The organism is Cytobacillus oceanisediminis 2691 (assembly GCF_007678455.1).
Taxonomy (GTDB): Bacteria; Bacillota; Bacilli; order Bacillales; family Cytobacillaceae; genus Mesobacillus; species Mesobacillus oceanisediminis_A.
In genome coordinates, this window is the sequence record NZ_VEEP01000005.1 from 108,054 (window position 1) to 126,705 (window position 18,652).

An 18,652-nucleotide genomic window follows, 5' to 3' on the forward strand; every position below is an offset into this window, starting at 1 on the left:
CGCGAAAAGCGTAAGCGCCTTGGTCAGCCCCGACAAACGCTGGAGGGCCTGACAGTGAAGTCGTTCTTTGACTTCATTGGCAGGACCGAAATCGAAAAGTATAGCCGACTGTACAGAAACGCAGAAACTGGAGACTCCGACAAAGAAGCGCTTTTTGCTTCTGCGGGCGGAGTTGAAGTTTCGGAGTTTCTAGGAGGCGACACCAGACAAGCGTCTCGAGGGGCTAGACGCTGGAGCTGGACAATTCTCAAAGAAAAAAATTAATACTTACTGATACTAAAAAAGGATGCGGCCAAGTGAGCCGCATCCTTTTTTGTTGTTATTTTAGGTTTTCGGGATTCAAGCCTTCCAATTCCGGAATGACAAATCGGCCGTCTTTTCGGATCAGGACATCATCGAAATAGATCTCTCCGCCGCCGTAATCTGGACGCTGAATATTGACCATATCCCAATGGATGTTGGAATGATTGCCATTGAATGCATCATCATAGCATTGTCCTGGTGTGAAGTGGAAACTTCCATCGATTTTTTCATCGAACAGGATGTCCTGCATCGGGTGGAGGATGTATGGATTCACGCCAATCGCAAATTCTCCAACATACCTTGCTCCTTCGTCGGTATCGAAAATCTTGTTGATGCGATCTGTATCATTCGCAGTCGCTTCCACGATTTTTCCATCCTTGAAGGTCAGCTTCACATTTTCAAAGGTGAAACCCTGGTAAGGGGAAGGAGTATTGTATGTAATCACACCATTGACCGAATCGCGTACAGGTGCTGTATAAACTTCGCCATCTGGAATGTTCAGCTCGCCGGCACATTTAACTGCCGGGATATCCTTGATGGAGAAAGTCAGGTCTGTCCCTGGTCCAGTGATTCTTACCTTGTCTGTGCGATTCATCAGCTCTGCAAGGCTGTCCATTGCCTTGTCCATATTGCCATAATCGAGGTTGCAGACATCGAAATAGAAGTCCTCGAAAGCTTCCGTGCTCATTTTAGCAAGCTGTGCCATTGCTGAGTTCGGGTAGCGTAGGACAACCCATTTCGTTTTTGGAACGCGAATATCCCGATGGACTTTTTTGCCGACTGTACTGCCATGGATTTTCATTTTGTCTGCCGGGACATCAGCATGCTCGTTGATGTTATCTCCAGAACGCAGCCCGATGTACGCATCCATTTTACTCATTACATTGGCTTCAAAGTCAGCAATCATATCAAACTGCTCCTGCTGAGCACCCATAAGCAGCGCCCGGTCCACCTGGTGGTCCTTCAAGGATACGAATGGATAACCGCCAGCCTCGTAGGCTTCTTTTACAAGGGCCGTAACAAGCTCGCGCTGAAGGCCGAAATTCTCAATCAGGACTTTTTCTCCTTTTTGAAGCTTGACAGAGTAATTGATCAGGTTTTTCGCCAGCTTCTGTATACGTGGGTCTTTCAAATGAATCACTCCTAAGTATGTAAAATTTAACACATAATCATATTGTAACCGAAACGCCGAAATTTGTGCTCAATTCCTTTCAAGAGTTCTGACAGTTTGGATTGGTAAAGGGAAACATCTGTTAAAAGAAGCATGGGATTTTGACAGGTTGGACTCGAGAAGGAGGGAAGCTGTCAGAATCAGCAGTTTATTTTGACAGGTTGAGTTGGATAGGCGGAAAAGCTGTCAAGAAAAGCATGGAATCTTGACAGGTTGGGCAGGAAAAGTGGAAAAGCTACCAAGAAAAGCGTGGAATCTTGACAGGTTGGGCAGGAAAAGTGGAAAAGCTGCCAAGAAAAGCGTGGAATCTTGACAGGTTGAGCGGGTGAAGAGGAAAAGCTGTCAAAAAAAGCATGGAATCTTGACAGGTTGAGCTGGTGAAGGAGAAAAGCTGTCAAAAAAACCATGGAATCTTGACAGGTTGAGCGGGTGAAGAGGAAAAGCTGTCAAAAAAAGCAGAGAATCTTGACAGGTTGAGCGGGTGAAGGGGAAAAGCTGTCAAAAAAAGCAGAGAATCTTGACAGGTTTGGCTGGTGAAGAGGAAAAGCTGTCAAAAAAAGCATGGAATCTTGACAAGTTGGGCGGTTGAGTGGGAAAAGCTGTCAAGAAAAGCATGGGATTTTGACAGGTTGAGCAGGGAAAGTGGAAAAGCTGTCAAAAAAGGCATGGAATCTTGACAGGTTGAGCAGATATATGAGAAAACCTGTTAAATTCAGCTTCGCACCTCAAACAGGGATGCCCAGAAAGCTATCAGCAATGCAAGAAATCTCACTTTTTAACCATATTATCTTCCTGCAAAACTTAAATATATATAATCACTTAACTGGAATTTTATGTTGTAGAAAGATATGCTAAGAGAGGAAGGAAAAGGGGATGTGTCTATTGAAATAGTTAATGGACAAGGTGGTTTACGTCGCCTTATGCTGGGTAAAATGTACATATGCTAACGGAGGTGTTCAACAGTGGAAATTATTTTGTATTTAAGTGTTGCGGTAATAGCAATCGCATTCTTAGTTTTGGTAGTTTCATTATCCAAAACTCTAAAATCTTTGCAAACAACTTTAGACAGTGTGTCAGGCACGCTTGATGGCCTGGAGAAGCAGTTGGATGGTGTGACTCGTGAAACAACGGAGCTTCTGCATAAAACAAACAATTTGGCTGACGATATTTCCAGAAAATCTGAGAGCTTGAACGGTGTCATTAATGCTGTGAAGGATGTAGGAAATTCTGTTCAGAGATTCAACCAATCGATCCATAATGTTCAAACAATGGTTGACCTTCAGATTGACAGGAATAAGGACAAGATTTCACAGGTTGTTCAGTGGAGCAATGTATTCCTTGAGTTGAAGGACAAATGGCAGTCAAAAAAAACAGCACGAATTGACCATCAAATGGAAGGCGAAGAGATGGTAGCGAGGCAAAGAGAACGAGTTAGGTATTAATGAAAGGTGGAGATAAAATGAACAGGGAACAAAGTCAATATGATGTTAATGGATCAATGAGGGACAGTAACAGTAATAACAGCAATTCCAGAGATTTTGTTACTGGTGCGATTGTTGGCGGCCTTGCCGGGGCAATCGCGGCATTATTGCTGGCTCCGAAGTCAGGGAAAGAGTTGCGTGGATCGCTCAATGAGCAAACTTCAACACTTAAAACCAAGGGCGTGGATCTAGCTTCTGTAGCGAAGGAGAAGGCAGGCGGGCTAAAAGAAACTGTGACACAGCAGTCTTCTAATCTTGTTAACAAAGTGAAGGACATGAAAAACCAGGACGGAACATCTTCTTCTGTTTCCGAGGAAGACCCGCTGCAGGAAGTGCCAACTTCCATGGCAGAGACAAGCTCCATGGATAATACGCATACGGCCACTGGAGAAGAAATTCAGAAAAAGCTTGAAGAAACACAAAAGGCTTTTGATGAAACAGAAAGCAAACTGAATCAGTAAGTTTGTCTTGTAAACGGTGAAGTGGTAAGATTACTTCACCGTTTATTTTTATTTAAAGAGCTTTTTTCGCATAGATAATCACTTCAACGTTCTGCAAAGTATTCGCGAATCATCAGGAATGATAAATAGGCAAAGCGATCAGAGCCATGAAAAAGGAGAGAGTAGGATGCAAAAAATTAATTCCATTGAAGAATTCGATAAGCTTGTCGATTCCGGTGAAACGTTCTTCATGCTGAAGCACAGCACAACCTGTCCAATCAGCGCAACTGGGTATGATGAGTTTGCCAAGTTCGAGCAAAAAAGCAACGGCCAATTATATTATTTAACTGTCCAGGATTCCCGCGATCTATCAAACCATATTGCCGAGAAATTCCATGTTAAGCATGAATCGCCACAGGCTATTCTATTTGTCAATTCTGATGTCGCTTGGCATGCTTCTCACTTTAAAATCACGGCAAAATCGCTGTCTGCGGCAAAAGAAGAGAATCTAAAGTAAAAAAACATCCGAAAGGATGTTTTTTACTTTATACTGACCGGATTTTCAAAAGTGATATTTAACTCGTCCCCTGGTGCAAGACAATCGTCAAACGCTGCTTTATCACCGTTTTTCAACAAAGTGAATCCGCGTGTCTCCTTGGGAATATCGATTTGGGCAAAATTGAAAACATCCTGGAATATGAATGGCTGCACCTCTTTTTGTTTTGTAGTAATCTGGTCTCCGTTAAAGATTTGCTCGTCCATCCCAATCCTGGTACCTTCCCTGACGAACGCTGTTATTTCGTGCTCCAGCTGGATCTGCTGTCCATTAAAGAAGATAGGCATAGTGTCCATCGCACGTATGCCAAGTAACTCTGTAAGTCTTCGGAGTGTGGGTTCTGTTCCCTTTTCAAAGCGTATCGTATCAAGGTGGTCAAATTTATTATTCAGGCTGGCTGGCACATTATTCACATGAATTTTTCCCATGAACTCCGCAATCTTTTGTTCCTTCCCGTCAATCTTGACATAGAAAGGGCGTGTATCCCTAAGGATTTCTGCCTGATTGAGTTCCTTCAGTGCGTCTTCAATTGTGTCTGCCATCTCAAAGCTGATTTCGTCCCTGTCGGCAACTTGCTGTGAAATCGGGACACGCAGGCCATTGCAGGTCAATTTTGACCTTATTTCATACCTTTCTCCATTGAGGATGATAGTTTTGGCAGGAAGCTCTCCAATCAAATCTTCGAGTGTCAGCGCTGTTCTGACACCATCCTGACCCTTCTCGACAGTCAGCTGATCGCCTCCATCCACCTGATCATCAAAAGTACAAGGTATATCATTTTTCAGTAAAACAGGTGGCTGCCCATGTTTGCCGGGTATGGTCACATTCTTGCCATTCAGGCTGACAATCATCGCAAGTCCCGGTTTGCCGTACAGCTTATTCATTTTGATGCCTGCGGCCAGCAGACAGTCTCCTACGGTCAATTTATTGACTTCGAAAAGCCTCACCGGCTGTCCATTCACGTATACCGTATGATACTGGACAGGGGATTGTCTTGCCGCAATCGCGATTCCGATTGGCGTGACAAGCTCGGGTCCTTTCGTGATATGGCTCGCAAATGAAACAGATGAGATGGCATCAAGACCTCGGATGGCAACTCTGTTGTCCGGCAGGTTCAGCTTGTTTGCAAGCCTTCTGGTCAAATCAGGTGTCAGGCTGCCCCCACCGACAAGCATGACTGCTTTTGGTGATTTATCGTTATTCAATCTCAGGATTTCATCACCGATCGTTTCTGCCAGGCGGTCAATCGCAGGGGTGATCCTTTCGATCGCTTCCTCTTTGCTGATGACAGTCTCGAACCCAAGTATGTCGGTAATGGTAATGGATTCATTTTCGAGCAGCTCCCGCTTTGCTTTTTCAGCAAGAGGGAAGTCGAGCAGGAATTCATCGCTGACAGCTTCAGTTATTTCGTCTCCGGCAACTGGCACCATTCCATACGCGATTACAGTCCCTGAATCCGTGAGCGCGATATCTGATGTCCCCGCACCGATATCAACGAGGGCAACGTTCAATCTTCTCATTGAAGCAGGTATCAATACATTGATTGCGGCAATCGGTTCGAGTGTCAGGGCGTCCATCTCCAGACCAGCCCGATCCAAAGCGGCAAGCAGTGACTCCACGACCACTTTAGGAAGGAAGGTTGCAATGATTTCAACAGAAGCCTCTGATCCGCGCTGATCGATCAGGCTCCCGATTACTTCTCCATCAAGCTGGTAATAAAGCACAGAATATCCGACACAATAATAGTGATGCCCCAGATCATTGCTTTTTTCTCCAGCTACGGCAGCTTGTGCAAGCTGGACAGCACTTAGTTCAAGATGGAGGATATCTTGCTTCGAAAACATCGGATTGCCAGAAATATCGATAATTGCTTTTGAACGTTCTGTTTTCAAGGCGCGGCCGGCTGCAGCCACACAAACCTTGGTTAACGGGCCATGTGTAACTTCCAATTCTTCTTTGATTTCAGAAATGATGTCTGATACGGAGAGGACGTCATGGATCTGGCCGTCCAGCATCGCTCGATCCTTGTGTTCACGGATTATGATTTCGATTGCTTCATAATGTCCATCAGTTTCTTCCAGGATGATTCCCACTACGGAACGCGTCCCGATATCTAACGCAAACAGTTTATTATTAACTTGCAAATTCGTGCACCCTCTAACTTAAAGTATCATATGATGCTTTATCGCTTAAAAGCGTTTAATTATTAAAGAAAAATGCGTGACAACGATATTTTTTTCAGATATAATTACTTTTATTATATTGTATAGCTTAACCACAGTAGATGAGGCTCTTTACATAAGGCCCTCTTAATATTATCGGTCTCTGATGCCTTTGCTTTAGGCCAGGGCTCCAGAAAGCCGACGATATTAAAAAAGCACCATACAACTCTATCGCTATAAAGAAGATTCAGGTGATCACTGTTTCTCATCCTGGCATTAAAAGAACCTGGTGTTCTTTTCTTGATGATTCTTAAAGGTAGGGCTAAAATGAATTTCGAAAGGACGGGAAGGAAAATGACAAAAAATCTTGACCAGCTTAGGAATCGTGTGGATGAATTGAATTTAGAGCTTCTCTCATTAATTAATGAAAGAGCCCTGCTCGTCCAGGAAATTGGCCGTGCAAAAGAAACACAGGGCGTCTATCGTTATGACCCTGTTCGTGAACGAGAAATGCTCGATTTGATCAAGGAAAGCAATAATGGGCCTTTTGAAAATTCCACGATTGAGCATATCTTCAAGGAAATTTTCAAAGCCGGACTTGAACTTCAATCAGATGACCACCGCAAAGCTCTTCTTGTTTCCAGGAAGAAAAAGCCTGAAGATACGATAATAGATATTAAAGGATTGAAAATTGGCAATGGAACTCCGGACTTTGTTTTCGGTCCATGTTCAGTAGAGTCATATGAACAAGTAGCCACAGTGGCGGAAGCGGTTAAAGCGAAAGGCTTCAAGTTGCTTCGCGGCGGTGCTTTTAAACCAAGGACTTCACCTTATGACTTCCAGGGATTAGGTGTCGAAGGACTGAAGATTTTAAAAAGAGTTGCGGATGAGTATGATCTAGCTGTCATCAGTGAAATCGTCACACCTGCTGACATTGAAATTGCCGTGGATTATCTGGATGTCATACAGATCGGTGCCCGCAATATGCAAAACTTCGAGCTTCTTAAAGCAGCAGGGGCAGTGAACAAGCCGATTTTATTAAAACGCGGGCTTGCCGCTACGATTGAAGAATTCATTAATGCCGCTGAATACATCATGGCACAGGGAAATGGCCAAATCATTCTATGCGAGCGCGGAATCCGGACATATGAAAAAGCTACCCGGAATACGCTTGATATTTCCGCAGTGCCTATCCTGAAAAAGGAAACACATCTGCCGGTCATGGTGGACGTTACCCACTCAACTGGCAGAAGGGATTTATTGCTGCCGGCAGCTAGAGCCGCACTGGCAATCGGAGCAGATGGCGTCATGGCAGAGGTGCATCCAGATCCAGCAGTCGCTTTGTCCGACAACGCACAGCAAATGGATCTTAAACAGTTTGATGAATTTTTAGAGGGATTAAAATCCACTCCATTTGTAAGAGTGTAAAGTTTAAGAAACCTTCCTTTAAAAAGGAAGGTTTTTTTCATGAGCAATTAGGGGTAACTTAAAAAGAAGACAATATCCAGATCGCAATAAAAATATATAAAAATAAGATGTTCAGATTGCGGGATTGTTGTGGATATCGTATGATTAATAACATAATTAAACTTGTACATATAATCACAAACTCAAAAAATGATTATAGTTTCAATTTTTGCTGTAAACTAAGCGAAAAATGCCGTTTATTACCTTAAGGAGTGAAATAGATGAATATTACAATATATGATGTTGCACGGGAAGCGAACGTTTCAATGGCAACGGTTTCACGTGTTGTCAATGGAAACCCGAATGTTAAGCCAGCAACAAGAAAGAAAGTCATGGAGGTCATTGACCGTCTTGGCTACCGTCCAAATGCAGTTGCACGCGGACTGGCAAGCAAGAAGACAACAACTGTCGGCGTGATCATTCCCGATATTGCAAGCCCGTTTTTTGCGGAGCTGGCAAGGGGAATCGAAGATATTGCTACAATGTACAAATACAACATTATCTTGAGCAACTCTGACCAAAACATTGAAAAAGAGCTGCATTTGCTGAACACTATGCTTGGCAAACAAGTTGATGGAATTGTTTTCATGGGCGGCAATATTAAGGAAGAACATGTTGAGGAATTCAAAAAGTCACCAGTGCCAATCGTCCTCGCAGGCTCAATCGAGGAAACAGGTGAAATACCATCTGTAAATATCGACTATGAGCAGGCGACATTCGATGCAGTTTCTACTTTTGTAGAAAAAGGCCATAAGGAAATTGCATTCGTGATTGGGCCGCAGCTGGAGCCAATCAACAAGGATAAAAAGCTTGAAGGATACAAGCGTGCATTAAAAGACGCAGGAATTCAGTATAACGAAGAGCTTGTGGTCGAGGGAGATTATACGTATGATTCAGGTCTCGAGGCAATTGAAAGAATCCTCGAGCTCGACAAGAAGCCAACAGCAATCCTGGTCGGGTCGGATGAAATGGCACTTGGAGTCATCCACGGTGCTTTTGACCGAGGATACAGCGTTCCAAAAGATTTCGAAGTAATCGCTTCGGACAATACAAGATTGACATTAATGGTACGCCCTCAGCTTACAACGGTTGTCCAGCCTTTATACGATATCGGAGCAGTTGCCATGCGCTTATTGACGAAATACATGAACAAAGAAAAAGTGGATGAGAATATCGTCGTCCTGCCACACCGGATCGAAAACAGGGATTCAACGAAATAATCTGAGCAGCCTCTTGCAGCAAATGCAAGGGGCTTTTTTAGCAAAATTACGTGAAATCCTCTTATAAAAGATGAAATCCAACGTGATATAAAAAAATACTGCCAAATCTTCTGATACAGCACTAACCAATGAAAGTCTCGGCTGCTTTTATTTAACCTTAACGCCTACAATTTAAAGTAAGCCGACCACTTTTTGAATTAATTCGATCACTTTTCAAATTAATTCGACCACTTTTTCAGTTTTTTCGACCACATTTCAAATTAATTCGACCACATTTTCGGTTTTTTCGACCACATTTCAAGTTTTTTCGACCAACTCGAAATGTCGACCTTGCCTGCAGCATATCTCCCTTCTGTAAAACAAAAAACCGGGATACAAACACCCGGTTTCGCACTTAGACAGTTTCTGATTTTTTATTAGAGCGGATTGGATACAATGCTTTTTCGACTGTCTGGGCATTCTTTTCTGTAATTTCCGGTTTTCGCGGGATTGGCGGGTATAAGTTTTCTGGATCATCCCATTCAAGCGGCAATTCAACAGGTGCCTGATCCTTCCATTCATCGATCCATTCCTGCGGCAAACTGCCATAACAGTTTGAGTTTTCAATCATCTCAAGCCAGATCAGTGACCAGGCTCTTGGTACCACGCGCCAAATGTCGTAGCCTCCGCCGCCAACCGCAATCCACTTGCCACTGCAATATTTATGGGCAACCTCATGGGCAAGCTTGGGAATTTCCCGATAGATTTTCATCGTTGCCGACAGATGGGTCAATGGATCAAGATAGTGGGCATCCGCCCCATTTTGCGTCAGAATGACATCAGGCTTGAAGAATTCGACTATTTCAATCAGTGATGTTCGATAGGCATCAAGCCATGAGTCATCCTCTGTGAAAGCATCGACCGGGATATTGAAAGAATACCCGTAGCCTTTGCCCTGCCCGCGTTCATTCACATTGCCTGTACCGGGAAAAAGATAGCGGCCGGTTTCATGGATCGATAATGTGCATACATTCGGGTCATCATAGAATGACCATTGAACGCCATCGCCGTGATGGGCATCGGTATCGATATATAAAACCCGTGCATTGTATTTTTTCTGCAGGTATTTAATCGCAACAGAACTGTCATTGTAAATGCAGAAGCCCGAAGCTTTGCCGCGGAACCCATGATGAAGGCCTCCGCCTAGGTGCAAAGCATGATCAGCCTTTCCGTTCATCACATAATCCACTGCCGTCAGCGTGCCGCCAACAAGCAAAGCACTTGCTTCATGCATATTGTCAAAAATCGGCGTGTCTTCCGTTCCCAGTCCATATCCTTCCGCGGTTTCAGCTTTAAGCTTTCCCTGGCCGGCAAGCTTAACAGCGTTTACAAAATTGGGATCATGGACGAGGTGAAGTTCCTCATCCGTGGCCATCCGTGGCGCAACAATCTGACTGTCCTCAATTGCGCCGATTTTACGCAATAAATCCAGCGTAAGCTTCAACCGCATCTGGTTAAAAGGATGGTTGCTGCTGAACCGGTAGTTCAGCAGCTCGTCTGAAAAGACAAACACAGAGCGGTCGGTCATGATGAAACACCTGGGAGATTAGGCCAGAGTACTTGGTGTCCCGCTTTTTTCAGATCCTCGATCACTGCGATTGGATTCATCGTCTGAATCCTTACAACGAGGATTTTGTACCGCTCATCTTTTTGGTCAGGGTAGACAAGTACACTTTGGATATTTGCCTTCCGCATACTGATCAAGGATGCTATCTCGCAAAGCATGCCTGCTTTGTTGGGAACCTTTACTTCAATCTGGGAGCCGGGCTGGTGGGCGCCTGTAAGCTCTACAAGCGTATGCAGCAGATCTGTTTCTGTTACAATACCTACCAGCTTCCTGTCATTGATGATTGGAAGGCAGCTGATATTATGTTCATAGAACACAGCTGATATTTCTTCGACGAAATCCAAAGGGTGCCCGGTGATCACATTTGTGGTCATAATTGATTTTACCGGATTATCAAGCTCCCCCTTATGTTCATCCCAGTGGAAAACCGACGGGGCAGCATCCTTGATATCGCGATCCGAAACGAGTCCGATCACTGCGTGGTCCTTATTCACGATGGGAATATGCCGAATTTTATTTTCCGCCATCAGTTTGATCGCGGCTGCAATGGTATCTTCAGGAAAAAGCGTCGTGACGTTCTTTTTCATAATTTCCTCGACGATCATAATTCCTTCCTCCTTGACTGATGAGGTATCTTTTAAGCTTTAATACATAAAACGGTTCATGAACCGCAGTTGGTCAAACTTTTGCACAGATTCAGGGGGAATTCTCTTGCCAATCCGTGCCATAAGACAGTTTGCCGGGTGCGAACTGATTTCAGGATCATCTGTCGCGTACCAGACAAGACCGCCTGCATTCATCATTTTTTCCATGACTTTTCGATATTCCCATACATTGAGCCCTGTTCCTTTCAGGTCCCAATGCCAGTAATATTCAGTAGTTATAATGATATAATCTTCCATCGCGTCATCCATCATGGAAACCATCAGCAAATTCTTGCCGACTGAGCACCCGCGAAATTCAGGTATGACCTCGATTGCACCAAGTTCGATCAAATCTTCCATTTTTCCCTCAGACCATCTCTCAAGCGGGTCTGGATACAGATAAGTTACATAGCCGACGATCATATGCCCTGAACGAGCCACAATGATCCGTCCTTCAGGCAGACCGGAAATCTCAACCAGCGCCTTGTGCTGCTGGGCTGGAGGCCGGAAAGCCACCAAATCTTCGTGGAATTCATAGCTTGCCAGTTTTTCAGGAGAAATCGGGCCTTCAATGATCAAACGGCCATGAGGAGTCTTCAGTTCTTTTGCGTTATAAGTCTTTTTATGTTCCATTCAGTCACCACCCGTCAACAATTAAAACGATAATTCTATTATACATAAAATCTAACAAATAAAAGCGCTTTCACAAAATTTTCTGTTTTTAGACAAGGACTTTATCAGCAGAAAAAGCTGGCAGGGAAACCAGACTTTCTTTTCTACTAATATTTTAAAAATTGAGAAAATCGAATTTTTATACTATAATGTATTTTAAATAAATAAGCCAAGGGGGATGGATACATGAAAGTGGAAGCGCTGCCAGTGACGCAAGGGAATCATAACTTAAAAAATTATGAAGAGCTTCATGGCCAATTTGATTGGGGTGAAGCTGAAAAAGAGTTTTCCTGGTCTGATACAGGAAGGGTCAACATTGCATATGAAGCAATTGACCGCCATGCAGAAAGTTTCAGGAAAAATAAGATTGCGCTATACTATCAGGATGGGGTGCGCAAGGAAAAATATACCTTCAAAGAAATGAAGGAGCTTACCAATAAAGCTGGTAACGTATTTAAAACATACGCGGATGTGGAAAAAGGGGACCGCGTATTTATCTTTATGCCTCGTTCTCCAGAACTGTATTTTGCAGTTCTCGGGGCGGTAAAACTGGGTGCAATCGTAGGCCCATTATTTGAAGCGTTCATGGAGGGAGCTGTCCGGGACAGGCTTCAAGACAGCGGTGCAAAGGTATTGGTCACGACACCTGAGCTGCTGGAACGTGTTCCTGTCGATGAGCTGCCAGACTTGAAGCATATTCTTCTTGTTGGTGACAACCTGGAAGCTAATGATCGGTATATTGATTTTAAACAAAAGCTTTCTGAAGCAAGCAAAAAGCTGGATATCGAATGGGTTGACCGCAAGGATGGACTGATTTTGCATTACACTTCCGGTTCAACTGGAAAGCCAAAAGGGGTACTGCACGTCCATAATGCGATGATCCAGCATTACCAGACCGCAAAATGGGTTCTAGACCTTAAAGAAGAGGATGTCTACTGGTGCACAGCGGATCCAGGATGGGTAACAGGGACATCATACGGAATCTTCGGACCATGGCTTGCAGGAGCGTCAAATGTAATTATTGGCGGGCGTTTCAATCCTGAGACATGGTACAAGATGATTGAAGAGTACGGAGTGACTGTCTGGTATAGTGCTCCGACAGCCTTCAGGATGCTGATGGGTGCGGGCGATGAGGTCGTGAAAAAATTCGACCTGAGCTGTCTGCGCCATATCCTGAGTGTTGGTGAACCGCTGAACCCTGAGGTAGTCAGATGGGGAATGAAAGTGTTCAACCTGCGCATCCATGATACTTGGTGGATGACTGAAACCGGTGCACAGCTGATCTGTAATTACCCAAGCATGGAAATCAAGCCTGGTTCAATGGGTAAGCCAATCCCAGGTGTTCAAGCGGCAATCGTTGATGACCAGGGAAATGAACTGCCTCCATACAGAATGGGCAATCTGGCAATCAAAAAAGGCTGGCCATCGATGATGCACACAATCTGGAACAACCCGCAGAAGTATGAATCGTATTTCATGCCTGGCGACTGGTATGTTTCCGGTGACTCAGCATACATGGATGAGGATGGATACTTCTGGTTCCAGGGACGGATCGATGATGTCATCATGACCTCAGGTGAGCGTGTCGGACCATTTGAAGTAGAAAGCAAGCTCGTTGAACACCCTGCAGTCGCTGAAGCAGGTGTCATCGGCAAGCCGGACCCAGTCCGCGGCGAAGTCATCAAGGCGTTCATCGCATTGCGTGACGGTTACGAGCAATCCGACGAATTGATCGAAGAAATCCGCCAATTCGTGAAAAAAGGTCTTGCAGCACATGCAGCACCTCGTGAAATCGAATTCCGCGATAAGCTTCCTAAGACACGAAGCGGGAAAATCATGCGCCGCGTGTTGAAGGCATGGGAACTTGACCTTCCAACCGGCGACCTGTCTACAATGGAAGATTAATTGAACCGTTAAAAAGAGCGTGAACAAGTTTCACGCTCTTTTTACATCTTAATACGGAAAACACCGCATCCATTTGGACGCGGTGTTTTTCTTTATAGCTAGTTTCCAGTTCCATCGCCGCCGTCTCCTCCGCCGGTCCCATCACCATCACCAGGCGGTGGTGGAGGTGGTGGAGGCTTCGGAGGATCCTTTGGTTTTGGATCGGTTGGAGGCGGGTCTTTCGGTTTTGGATCCTTCGGTTTGTCGTCCTTAGGAGGATCCTTAGGTTCTGGTTTTTTGCCAATTTCAATGATATTCGATGGCGCGGATTCTTTTCCAGCTATATCGACAGCTGTGACATAGAATACGCCGTCTCCTGCATTGAAACTCAGTTTTTCTCCTGCTTTGATGCTGCCGACTTTTTTCTTATTGTTATAGATTCGGTAGCCGACAATATCATTTTCTGGGTGTTTGCCCCAGGCAATTGTTTTTCCGGAAAGCTTGATTCCGAGCGCTGCTGGAGTCTTGCCATTTTCACTCAGTTTATCATTCGCAACGAGTATTTTGTTCCAGGCATCCTTTTTAGGGATCAACTGCTGCGGATTCCCGATTTTATGGCCGATGTAGCTTTCCATATATTCGGGGTTCAAAATGACACCTGTATCTGTAAACTCTGCTGGCGTTGAATCAAGGGCAATATAGCGCTTGTCTCCTACAGTAACGAATTTATTTTCAACCAAACTGTCATCAACCTTCGTTGGTGCGTATTTCGCTATGAAATAGTCTGACTCCACAAGGCCTGCTTTCGAACATGCACTTGAAGGAAGCAAACCGGAAACGGCACAATAAGATCGTTTGACAATACCTCCAGGCATCTTGAAGCGTTCTTCCGGATCGACCAGCTTAGGATCGACATCATAGGCCGCATTCATCAGGTCAGCCCAGATGTATTGAGTACGCACGCCATAGGAAAGTCCTTTATATCTTTTTTCGAGTGCTTTAGGTGTATCGTAACCAAGCCATACCCCGAAGGAGACATTCGGATTGGTTGCCACAAACCATGAATCAATATACTCATGTCCAGTACCTGTTTTGCCAGCCCAGTCAGAACCAAATTTCAATCTTCCTTTTACAGCGGTGGCAGTACCACGGTTGATGACGTCACGCATCATATCGATGGTCAGATATGATGTCTGCGGACTGAAGACATCGACTGGTTCAGATTTATGCTGGAAAACGATTTCGCCATTTTTGTCGACGATTTTTTCAATCATATATGCATCAATGAATTTCCCGTTGTTTGCGAATGTACCGAATGCGTTGGTGTTTTCTTCAACAGTAACACCGCCTCGAAGGGAACCAATTGCAGTCGATAAGTTGGAATAGTCATCAGGCTGCAGATTACTAAAGCCCATCTTATCCAGGAAATTCGCGGGTCTCTGGCCGAGGATGCTCTTATAGGCCAGGACAGCAGGTACGTTGTAAGACTTCATCAAAGCATGTCTGGCAGAGGTCAAACCGCTGTATCTCATGTCATAGTTATTTGGCCACGCTTTGCCCTTTCCATTTAAAAATACTTGAACATCCGGTAAAACAGAACCGGGATGCAATTTACCGAGCTCCATTGCAGGAGCATACACCAGAAGCGGCTTCATCGTCGATCCGTTCTGTCTTGGAGCCCTTGTAGCATGGTTCGTCTGTTCCCGTTTAAAGTTACGGCCACCGACAAAGCTGATGATTTTGCCCGTTTTGTTTTCAATCAGAGTAGCGCCGATTTCCACAGGTTCTTTGACAACCATCATTTTGTCCGGATCATCAGGATCAGGAACTTCCTGAGGTTTTTCGCTTCCATAGTAAGGATAATTTTTCGCAGTTTCCTGCATTTTTTCATAAATCTCTTTATTGATGGTTGTGTAAATCTTATAGCCGTTCTGACGAAGATCACGGTTGGCTAGTGCCTCATATTCAGCCATCAATTCATCATCTTTTTTCAAATCGTCGGCTTCATAGCCATCACGTTCAGCTAAAAGATTAGCCAAAATATCGATTGAGCGTTTCTCGATTTCAAATGTAAGGAATGGATATTCCTCAACTGTATTATCACTTGGAACCTCTTTCACAAAGTCTTTCGTAATATCGTAGTTGATTGCTTCATTGAACTCCTTATCGGAAATGAAGCCGGCACCGTGCATCCTTGTGATGACGGTCTTGTATCTCGACACGCCAGGTTCAAGTCCTGCAGGATCCTTAAGCTTGCCGTGGTCGCTGCTGAATGGCGTGTAGCCAAATGGACTCTGTGGAAGTCCGGCGATGAAAGCAGCTTGAGGCAGAGTCAAGTCTTTCGCGTCTTTTCCGAAAATCCCGTTTGCTGCGGCCTGGACACCGGCAATATTGCTGCCGTTCGCGTTACGGCCGAATGTAGCGACATTCAAATAAGCTTCGAGAATCTCTTTTTTATCGAAGAATTTTTCGAGGCGGAGGGCGAGAAGGATTTCTTTCGCTTTTCGCTCGAATGAAACTTCATTCGTCAGGATCTGGTTCTTGATGAGCTGCTGCGTCAGTGTGCTTCCCCCGGAGGATGTCGACGAGTTTGTGACCTCCTGGAAAAGGGCACGCAGGATCGCTTTAGGCACGACACCATCATGCTCGTAAAAATACTCATCTTCTGTTGCCACGACCGCATTGACCAAATACTTTGACATATCGTCAAGCTTTACTTCCTCGCGGTAAAGGTCGGTTCTGAGCTTGCCAAGATAAACATCGTTATCAAAATATAAATCCGATGTTTCTTCATAGTTGTAAATATCCTTCTTCATATTTTCATATGGCCGGATTGGTTCATCTTTGACAAGGGATGCAAAATACCCGGCCCCTGTTCCTGCGGCAAAGCCCGCACCGAGGACCAGTACAATAATCAATAAAAGCAATATGTTCCAGACAACCGAGTAAGTAATCCGGGCTCCTTTTACGGTCTTTTTATTCGTAAAAAAAGCACCAAAGGATTTAAGCTTCTCTTTCCAAGCCTGTTTTCCTTCATGCATTCATATCATTCCCCCTAAAATCACATACATTATAGCATAAACAAGCTGTCGAATAGACTCTAATCTTAATTTTTCTGAAAACTTATGTCGAATTTGACAACATATATCGCTTTATGGTAAAAATGCTTTATTAACTTTATAGCAAAAAGCTTTGAAGGGAATAAGTAGTGCTTCTGTCCATGTTCCAGAAAGCCGGCGGCCGCTGTGAGCCGGTACAAACAGAAGGATGAATTACCTCCCCGAGCGCCGCAGTGAACTGGATTCATAGTAGCCGCGGACGGTTTAACCGTTATTTTATGGAGTGGAAGACTTTTTATTTTAGTTTTCAAGCCGGGTGGTACCGCGCATTTAGCGCCCCTGCATTTATTGCAGGGGCGTTTTTTATTTTCGCAAAAAATCCGGTTACGAAATATATTTTGAATGGAGGAATTAGAAATGGAATTATTGAAAGACCTCGAGTGGCGCGGGATTATCTACCAGCAAACAGATGAAGAGGGAATGAAGGACCTGCTTTCAAAGGAGAAAATCTCACTGTACTGTGGTGTCGATCCAACAGCTGACAGCATGCATATCGGGCATCTTCTTCCATTCCTGACACTGCGCCGATTCCAGAATGCGGGCCACCGTCCGATCGTCCTTGTTGGCGGAGCAACCGGATTGATTGGCGATCCGAGCGGCAAGAGTGAGGAGCGTAAACTGCAAACGCTGGAGCAAGTACAGATTAACGTTGATGGAATTAAGAAGCAGCTAGGTAAAATTTTTGACGTAGAAGGCGATAATGGTGCACTGATGGTCAACAATTACGACTGGGCAGGTTCCATGGATGTAGTGACATTCCTGCGTGACTTCGGCAAGCATGTCGGCGTGAATTACATGCTGGCAAAAGATACGATCGCTTCAAGACTGGAAACAGGGATCTCCTTCACAGAATTCACCTACACCATCCTGCAGGCAATGGATTTCTTCCATTTATACGAAAAGCATGACTGCAAACTGCAGATTGGCGGAAGTGACCAGTGGGGCAATATTACCACCGGACTTGAACTGATCCGTAAAATGTCTGCAGAAGGCTCCAAGGCATACGGTATGACGATTCCGCTTGTAACGAAAGCTGATGGAACCAAGTTCGGCAAATCAGAAAGCGGAGCAGTATGGCTCGATCCTGAAAAAACTTCTCCATACGAGTTCTACCAGTTCTGGATCAACACCGCCGATGCAGATGTTGTGAAATACTTGAAGTTCTTTACTTTCCTCGAAAAGGAAGAAATTGAAGCTCTGGAAAAAGCAGTTGAAGAAGAACCGCATCTGCGCAAGGCACAGAAAGCTCTTGCTGAAGAAATGACTCGCATGATCCATGGTGAAGAAGCCCTTCAACAGGCAATCAGGATTTCCGCAGCACTTTTCAGCGGCGACATCAAAAACCTGAGTGCGGACGAAATCAGACAAGGCTTCAAAGATGTTCCTTCTTTTACAGTAGAAGGGGAAGAAGAACAAGGATTGGTCGACTTGCTGGTGGCTGCCAAAATCTCGCCATCGAAGAGGCAGGCACGTGAAGATGTATCAAATGGAGCAGTCTCCCTTAATGGAGAGCGCGTAACCGATACAGCATACGTCCTAAGCGATGCCGATAAGATCGAAGGGCAGTTTACGATCGTCCGCCGCGGCAAGAAGAAGTACTTTATGATTAAATACTAGAGTTTTTCGCTAATTTTGATGTTTTATGCGGAGAACATCGTAAAAACAGCCTCCTGGGATACCGGGAGGCTGTTTCTTCTATAAGAATGAAATCAGTTTTTCACTTTTTCGGCCACTTTTGCAAATATATCAGCGGATTTTTAAATATATCGACCATACTTTCAAAAATATCGGCGGATTTTCAAATATATCGACCACAATTGAGTAGATATCGACCAACCCGAATATAATAGGCTGGCTCATGTGAAATGTTGGTGGAATAAATGAAACAAAAAACCCCGGCCAAATCGGCAGGGGTTTTTCAAACACT

The 18,652-nt window shown here is 44.5% G+C and carries 14 protein-coding genes and 1 other annotated feature; of the genes, 8 read left to right on the forward strand and 6 right to left on the reverse strand.

What is annotated here, in order from left to right:
* The first annotated feature begins 54 nt into the window (after positions 1-54).
* A complete protein-coding gene (locus FS736_RS11595; protein ID WP_144477241.1) occupies positions 55-264 on the forward strand; it encodes a hypothetical protein in 210 nt (69 codons plus the stop codon).
* 55 nt (positions 265-319) lie between these two features.
* Here the strand turns inward: FS736_RS11595 and FS736_RS11600 are convergent, their stop codons facing one another.
* Positions 320-1,435 carry an aminopeptidase gene (locus FS736_RS11600; protein WP_144477244.1) on the reverse strand — a complete coding sequence of 372 codons (1,116 nt, stop codon included), beginning with the start codon at positions 1,433-1,435 and terminating at the stop codon, positions 320-322.
* 1,001 nt (positions 1,436-2,436) lie between these two features.
* Between FS736_RS11600 and FS736_RS11605 the strand changes: the two genes are divergently transcribed.
* From FS736_RS11605 to ytxJ, 3 genes are all read left to right on the forward strand, one after another.
* Positions 2,437-2,916, forward strand: coding sequence for a DUF948 domain-containing protein (locus tag FS736_RS11605; protein WP_144477247.1), 480 nt, complete (start codon positions 2,437-2,439; stop codon positions 2,914-2,916).
* 17 nt (positions 2,917-2,933) lie between these two features.
* Positions 2,934-3,416 (forward strand): YtxH domain-containing protein, encoded by a 483-nt coding sequence (locus tag FS736_RS11610; protein WP_251544734.1) that lies wholly within the window; start codon positions 2,934-2,936, stop codon positions 3,414-3,416.
* Positions 3,417-3,582: 166 nt separating this feature from the next.
* On the forward strand, positions 3,583-3,912 hold the full coding sequence (gene ytxJ / locus FS736_RS11615; RefSeq protein ID WP_144477250.1) for a bacillithiol system redox-active protein YtxJ: 330 nt from the start codon (positions 3,583-3,585) through the stop codon (positions 3,910-3,912).
* 23 nt (positions 3,913-3,935) lie between these two features.
* On the opposite strand, the gene FS736_RS11620 is transcribed toward ytxJ, so the two are convergent.
* Positions 3,936-6,095 carry a cell division FtsA domain-containing protein gene (locus FS736_RS11620; protein ID WP_144477253.1) on the reverse strand — a complete coding sequence of 720 codons (2,160 nt, stop codon included), beginning with the start codon at positions 6,093-6,095 and terminating at the stop codon, positions 3,936-3,938.
* A gap of 372 nt (positions 6,096-6,467) precedes the next feature.
* Here FS736_RS11620 and FS736_RS11625 point away from each other — a divergent pair, with 372 nt between their 5' ends.
* Both FS736_RS11625 and ccpA read left to right on the forward strand, forming a co-directional pair.
* Positions 6,468-7,541 (forward strand): bifunctional 3-deoxy-7-phosphoheptulonate synthase/chorismate mutase, encoded by a 1,074-nt coding sequence (locus FS736_RS11625; protein ID WP_144477256.1) that lies wholly within the window; start codon positions 6,468-6,470, stop codon positions 7,539-7,541.
* Positions 7,542-7,801: 260 nt separating this feature from the next.
* Positions 7,802-8,800 (forward strand): catabolite control protein A, encoded by a 999-nt coding sequence (ccpA, locus tag FS736_RS11630; protein WP_144477259.1) that lies wholly within the window; start codon positions 7,802-7,804, stop codon positions 8,798-8,800.
* A 394-nt stretch (positions 8,801-9,194) separates the two neighbouring features.
* Here the strand turns inward: ccpA and FS736_RS11635 are convergent, their stop codons facing one another.
* From FS736_RS11635 to FS736_RS11645, 3 genes are read right to left on the reverse strand one after another with little or no spacing between them, the layout of a single operon-like run.
* A complete protein-coding gene (locus FS736_RS11635; RefSeq protein WP_144477262.1) occupies positions 9,195-10,367 on the reverse strand; it encodes an acetoin utilization protein AcuC in 1,173 nt (390 codons plus the stop codon).
* The gene (locus FS736_RS11640) at positions 10,364-11,011 is read right to left on the reverse strand and encodes an acetoin utilization AcuB family protein (protein WP_144477265.1); all 648 of its coding nucleotides are present in this window, start codon (positions 11,009-11,011) and stop codon (positions 10,364-10,366) included. The genes FS736_RS11635 and FS736_RS11640 overlap by 4 nt, the downstream gene beginning before the upstream one ends.
* A gap of 39 nt (positions 11,012-11,050) precedes the next feature.
* Entirely contained in the window at positions 11,051-11,683 is a 633-nt protein-coding gene (locus FS736_RS11645; RefSeq protein WP_144477268.1) for a GNAT family N-acetyltransferase, read from the reverse strand.
* Positions 11,684-11,908: 225 nt separating this feature from the next.
* Between FS736_RS11645 and acsA the strand changes: the two genes are divergently transcribed.
* Positions 11,909-13,627: an acetate--CoA ligase gene (gene acsA, locus FS736_RS11650; RefSeq protein ID WP_144477270.1), complete on the forward strand. Its 1,719-nt coding sequence runs from the start codon at positions 11,909-11,911 to the stop codon at positions 13,625-13,627.
* Positions 13,628-13,725: 98 nt separating this feature from the next.
* Here the strand turns inward: acsA and FS736_RS11655 are convergent, their stop codons facing one another.
* On the reverse strand, positions 13,726-16,647 hold the full coding sequence (locus FS736_RS11655) for a transglycosylase domain-containing protein (RefSeq protein WP_144477273.1): 2,922 nt from the start codon (positions 16,645-16,647) through the stop codon (positions 13,726-13,728).
* A 142-nt stretch (positions 16,648-16,789) separates the two neighbouring features.
* Positions 16,790-17,009: a binding site (T-box leader), on the forward strand.
* Between the two features lie 73 nt (positions 17,010-17,082).
* Between FS736_RS11655 and tyrS the strand changes: the two genes are divergently transcribed.
* A complete protein-coding gene (tyrS, locus tag FS736_RS11660) occupies positions 17,083-18,342 on the forward strand; it encodes a tyrosine--tRNA ligase (RefSeq protein ID WP_144477276.1) in 1,260 nt (419 codons plus the stop codon).
* Positions 18,343-18,652 lie beyond the last annotated feature (310 nt).

Coding starts and splice junctions, on each gene's coding strand:
- FS736_RS11610 (WP_251544734.1), top strand. CDS start 2,934: ATGAACAGGGAACAAAGTCAATATGATGTTAATGGATCAATGAGGGAC.
- ytxJ (WP_144477250.1), top strand. CDS start 3,583: ATGCAAAAAATTAATTCCATTGAAGAATTCGATAAGCTTGTCGATTCC.
- FS736_RS11625 (WP_144477256.1), top strand. CDS start 6,468: ATGACAAAAAATCTTGACCAGCTTAGGAATCGTGTGGATGAATTGAAT.
- ccpA (WP_144477259.1), top strand. CDS start 7,802: ATGAATATTACAATATATGATGTTGCACGGGAAGCGAACGTTTCAATG.
- FS736_RS11635 (WP_144477262.1), bottom strand. CDS start 10,367: ATGACCGACCGCTCTGTGTTTGTCTTTTCAGACGAGCTGCTGAACTAC.
- FS736_RS11640 (WP_144477265.1), bottom strand. CDS start 11,011: ATGATCGTCGAGGAAATTATGAAAAAGAACGTCACGACGCTTTTTCCT.
- FS736_RS11645 (WP_144477268.1), bottom strand. CDS start 11,683: ATGGAACATAAAAAGACTTATAACGCAAAAGAACTGAAGACTCCTCAT.
- acsA (WP_144477270.1), top strand. CDS start 11,909: ATGAAAGTGGAAGCGCTGCCAGTGACGCAAGGGAATCATAACTTAAAA.
- FS736_RS11655 (WP_144477273.1), bottom strand. CDS start 16,647: ATGCATGAAGGAAAACAGGCTTGGAAAGAGAAGCTTAAATCCTTTGGT.
- tyrS (WP_144477276.1), top strand. CDS start 17,083: ATGGAATTATTGAAAGACCTCGAGTGGCGCGGGATTATCTACCAGCAA.